The 5,010-nt window shown below is 52.3% G+C and carries 6 protein-coding genes; 1 reads left to right on the plus strand and 5 read right to left on the minus strand.

Annotated features, from left to right (window positions below; all coding sequences use genetic code 11):
* A partial coding sequence (locus QJ48_RS39070; protein WP_237763142.1) for a hypothetical protein occupies positions 1 to 245 on the minus strand: 245 nt, incomplete at its 3' end.
* Between the two features lie 3 nt (positions 246 to 248).
* Between QJ48_RS39070 and QJ48_RS33350 the strand changes: the two genes are divergently transcribed.
* Positions 249 to 1,787 (plus strand): AraC family transcriptional regulator, encoded by a 1,539-nt coding sequence (locus tag QJ48_RS33350; protein ID WP_237763143.1) that lies wholly within the window; start codon positions 249 to 251, stop codon positions 1,785 to 1,787.
* A gap of 92 nt (positions 1,788 to 1,879) precedes the next feature.
* On the opposite strand, the gene QJ48_RS33355 is transcribed toward QJ48_RS33350, so the two are convergent.
* The 4 genes from QJ48_RS33355 to QJ48_RS39075 all read right to left on the minus strand — a co-directional run.
* Positions 1,880 to 2,722, minus strand: a complete 843-nt coding sequence (locus QJ48_RS33355; RefSeq protein ID WP_054977605.1) for an alpha/beta fold hydrolase — start codon at positions 2,720 to 2,722, stop codon at positions 1,880 to 1,882.
* 442 nt (positions 2,723 to 3,164) lie between these two features.
* Positions 3,165 to 4,130: an AraC family transcriptional regulator gene (locus tag QJ48_RS33360; protein WP_054977606.1), complete on the minus strand. Its 966-nt coding sequence runs from the start codon at positions 4,128 to 4,130 to the stop codon at positions 3,165 to 3,167.
* Positions 4,131 to 4,362: 232 nt separating this feature from the next.
* Positions 4,363 to 4,818, minus strand: a complete 456-nt coding sequence (locus tag QJ48_RS33365; RefSeq protein WP_054977607.1) for an IS630 family transposase — start codon at positions 4,816 to 4,818, stop codon at positions 4,363 to 4,365.
* The coding region (locus QJ48_RS39075) for a helix-turn-helix domain-containing protein (protein WP_237763144.1) at positions 4,766 to 5,010 on the minus strand (245 nt) is incomplete at its 5' end. The genes QJ48_RS33365 and QJ48_RS39075, both read right to left, overlap by 53 nt.

Raw genomic sequence — 5,010 nt, forward strand, 5'->3', positions numbered from 1 at the left:
GAAATAACAAATTGTTCTGGAGGTTCCCGGAATCTTTTCACGCTGTCGTTGAAAAGCTTCTTTGTTTTGTATACAATAGATTTTAATTGATAATCATTCTCAATTATTGAAGGAGGAATGTAGGATGGGGCTCCGAACCGCCGAACACCTCGCCCCTGCGCGCTCTGCTGTTTCACCTGTCGGATATCGAGCAAATCCATCGGCCGGTCGGATGGAAATCCGGGAAACAAACGGCTGTTCACCATACGATGCTGATCTTTACCGCCGGACAAGGCCGCTTGGATGCGGACGACAGCCGCTATCACTTCACTCCCGACAGGTGCTTCTTATTCGCTCCCGGGGCTTCGTATCAACTGGAGAACGAATATGACGACGCGCTCCGCTTCTTCAAAATCACGTTTACGGCCGTACGGATTGGGAGCTCTTCGCACGACACGTTTGCCGGGGAGCTTTTTCCGGAACGCCACGAGCTGACCGCGTATCCGTTCTCCCGGTTGGTCCGGCTAACCGAAGAGCTGTACGCCAGCCGGCCCGACGCATGCGATATCGCTTGGTTCAAGCAGCAGCTGCGGTTTCAGGAGCTGCTTGGCTTTGTAATCGAGCACAATCTCCATTCGGAGCGGCCGCTCAGTCCGACGCAAGCGGTCGAAAGCACGGTCCGTTACCTACAGAACCATTACATGGATAACATCACCGTCAAGCAGCTGGCCCTTCTGGCTCAAGTGCCACATTGGCAGTACACCCCGATTTTCCAGGAGCTGACCGGCAGGAAGCCGCTCGATTATTTGACCGAGCTGCGGATTAACCGCTCCAAGCAATTGCTGCTGGCTTCGACAGCCCCCTTGAGGGAAATTGCCCAACAAGTCGGCTTTCGGGACGAGTACTATTTCAACCGGCGCTTTCGTCAAACGACGGGCATCGCCCCGAAGCAGTATGCCCGTCTGGCGAACCGTACCGTTCTGGTCAGGGATTGGACGGGGCACGAGGTCGAAATTCCCGAGCGGCCGGAGCGGATCATTTATTACGGGGAAACGTTCGGGGACCTGCTGGCGCTAGGCATTAAAGCGATCGGCGGCGGCATTTCTTTCTATAAGCAATCCTTATTCAAAAACAAGCTGCGGGACGTGCGCGACGTTGGCTTTCCGATGAGGACGAACGTCCTTGCGGCGCTGAAGCCGGATTTGATCATCTTGGCCAGCTCCGACGAAGCGCAGTATGCCCGCATTGCGAGGATCGCTCCTACATTGACGTTTAACTCGTTTGCGCCGCTCGATCATCGTTTGCAGACGCTCGGCCGCTGGCTTGGGAAAACGCGCGAGGCGGAGCGGTGGCTGAAAGTCTACAACGCCAAAGCGGCCGCCATGTGGCATCAGCTTCGCTTCACCATTGAACCGGGGGAAACGGCCTCCGTGTTTATCTACGATCATGGCAAGCGCTTATTCGTCATGGGAGCCGTCGGTCTTTCGTCGGCGCTTTATCACCCTTACGGCTTCCGGCCTGCCGGACACATTCAGGATGTGCTGAATGCGGGACAAGGGTTTTCGGAAATATCCGAGGCCAGCCTGCCCGCCTATGCCGGGGACCGTATTTTCATGCTGCTTCCCGCAAGCCCCGAGTCGGGACAAGCGGCGGAGAAGCTGATGAGCAGCCCGCTTTGGCGCAGTCTGCCCGCCGTTCGGAACGGCCGCGTCCATCTGGTGGATGCGGCGCAATGGAACTTCGGCGACGCCTTCACCAGAGCGAAGCTGCTTGATGTGCTGCCGCGCTGGCTTAACAAATCCTCGTAGGATCTGACAGACGCAAGCGGAGTGCCGGGCATTCGAAACCAAAAAGCGGCGGTCCGGAGCCGAAAATCCAGCTTCAAACTGCCGCTTCCTAATTATTGCGCTCCCGCCGTGTGGTTTATGATCGCGTCAATCATACGCTCCCAATCGTCACGGTGAAGCTCGTGCCCGGTCCCTTCCAGCGTGAGCAGGACGGCTCCCGGAATTTGATTCGCAAGCGCCACCCCATGCTCGTAAGGCAGGATCGGATCTTCCGTTCCGTGTATGACCAGCGCCGGGGCTTCGATCTCGTGAACCCGGGCGATATCCGATTCCCCGCCTGTCAACAAGCCGTGGTTGAACATGCTGGACAAGCGGCTCGCCCTCCTGACTTCCTGGATAGCCAGACGTCTGATTCTATCCTCATCACACGAATGCTTGGAGCCTTTTAAGATTTTCCATTTTTCTACAGTCTGATCGACGGCCGCCTGCTCGTTCGTCAGATCCACGTTAGCCGCAGCCGCAAAGAAGGCTTCAACCTTTTCCTCCATCGGCGGCAAACCTGGCGCGAAAGCCGACGTCATTACCAGCGTAGCGGTCAGCACTTTTTGCGGGTGCCGCACCGCCGCAAGCATCGTAAGCAGCCCGCCGAGCGACATGCCGACAAAGTGCGCCTGCGAAATCCCGTACCCGTCAAGAACGCGAATCGCATCGTCCGCCATATCTTCCAGGGTATATCCCGGCTGCCCCGGTTCATACGTCGTCGAGCGCCCGACATCACGGTTATCGTAGCGGATCACGTACCTCCCCCGATCCGCCAGACGTTGGCAAAACTCGTCCTCCCACCAAATCATCGATGCGGTGGCTCCCATAATCAGTAAAACGGCCGGATCGTTTGGATTTCCGAAGCTTTCAGTACATAATTCGATTCCGTCTACTCGCAGTATCTGTTCGTTCATAGTCTGATTCCTCCCAAGATTAGAAATAAAAACACAGACTGCTGCCTGTGCCTGGAGTCATCGGAAAAGGACGTACGTATCCCCTTAAGAAGATCCTTCCCCGTTCCAACGTACGTCAAAATCAGGGCAGTCTTCAACGGCTGGATTACTGGCCTCGGTATTACGATTTGCGGGCATGACAAAAAGAGGGCCGATTCGTCCCTCCCTCTTATAGCTATATAGCTTATAACTAAACAGGGTTACCCGTATATGCAGGCAGACCAATCCCGATCACTCTGTACACAGACAGAGCCTTTGAGCACTATTTAATTCGTGAACTCAAGTACGCCGGAATTGGAATTGTCTAACACACGTAACCCTCCGTTCTGCTAAATTTATCCTATCGTAACACGGCATTCGGATTTTCGCAACATATGTTTTCGTACGCCGCTGCTTCGTTGCGTTAATGTATGGCATCTCTGGCATAATCGCTTGGATTTACGCCATACGTCTTCTTGAATAAGGCGGCAAAATGGCTGAAGTTATTATAGCCTACCAGAGACGCGGCTTGACTGACGTTCAGCGAGCCGTTCTCCAGCAGCAGCCTGGCTTTCTCCATCCGCTGCTGGCGTACGAATTCGAAGACGGTCATCCCGAACACTTCCTTAAAGCCGATCTTCAGTTTGTAGTCGTTGAGGCTGATTTTGCGCGATAAGGCAAGCAGACTTGGCGGCTGGGCCAACGTCTGCAGCAAAATATCTCTGGCGCTGTAGATCTTGTCGATATCTTCCGTTTTCAAGCTGGAGCTTTTCCTTGCCCGGTTGTCGTTCGCTTCGTAAATAAACGACGCGAGCAGCTCGAGGCACTTCCCTTCCAGAAAAAGCCGCTTGGCCGAGCCGCTATACGGACAGCTCCGCAACTGCTGCACCAGAACTTGAAGCTTTGGACCGATCAAGTCTTCAAAGCAGAAGAAGGGCTTCTCCATCCGGACATCAAGCTCTTGAAAAAGAGGCTGCCAGAGCCGGGCGTCCAAGCGCAACTCCGCATGCACGATCCGTTTATTTTTCCTGTGCTCTGCATGAATACGGATATCGTTAAAGTAAACAAGCTGCGCGGAGCCGGACTCGCTCGATACTTCCCCCCGCTGCCCTTCCGCAGACCAGCAGCCGCTCCCTTCGATATTCAGCGCAAGTTCCAGATGCGGATACCGAACGCCCATGTCGAAGGTCACATCCTCCCGCCAGATCATATCGCTTAACTGCAGCTCCATGCCGTCCCGAAGCCGAATGCAGCTAAATTGCCCTTCGCCATATTCCGGCGGGAGCGTACCTGTCTGCTCATACGGCTCCGTCTGCGAAGTGGCGTTCAAATAGCTGAACACGCTCGTCGTCATATCATCAAGCTCGGCAAACTCGGCCTGAATGTTCATCGGTCCCCCCTGGCGAATCTCTACAATGATACAGGATCGCACGCATGTATATGATATTGATAATCATTTTCATTAAGGTACAGTATATCATAACCCCTTTTCGATTCAAAACAGTGCTCGTCGTATTGCATCAATAATAGAAAAACATCGACACCTTGTTTGGAAATACCGCCGGTAAAGCTCCTAATCATTTATCAATAAGGATTTTCTTTTATATAAGTTGAACTAAAGATTATAACCTTACAAGAAGGCGGTCTATGACCTTCTGAGGGTTTGCATTTAATCGTTTCATGAATTTCGAAACGTGCAAGCGAATCAGGTAAAACTTTTTAAAGTAGACGTTATTAATGACATCCTGGCGAACCCACTTCCACAGGCCTTCCGTCAGATTTAGCTTAGGGCTATATTTTGGAAGGAACACTAAGTGTAGCCGTTTATGCTTGTCAAGAAACAGCTTGAGTTTGGAGGCATGATGGATGCGGCTGTTATCGAGAATCATGAAGATTTTACCTTCGGGATATTCCTCAAGGATATCGCCGAGAAAACGCAAGAAGGCATTCACATCACATTGTTCTTCTTCTCGATGCGTAATGTGGCCGGTCTCATAGTTGATTGCTGCAAATAACTTCGCACCTTCATGTTTCAACATCAGCCGGTTGCTTTTTTTCAACGGTGTTCGCAAGTTCATCCAATTGCTTATCCGTTAGCTTTACTGGTTTGTCAGGAGAATGATCAAGTTCTAGTCCTTCGAGTCCGTTTTTCCTGTAGGTAGTCCAATACCGACTAATGGTTTGATAAGCACGATTAAGGAGCGTACCTATTTCCGTGAACGTATGTCCCTCTAAATAAAGCCGAACAGCCAAATAACGTTCGTATAAGC

The organism is Paenibacillus sp. A3 (assembly GCF_001399685.1).
GTDB lineage: Bacteria > Bacillota > Bacilli > Paenibacillales > NBRC-103111 > Paenibacillus_G.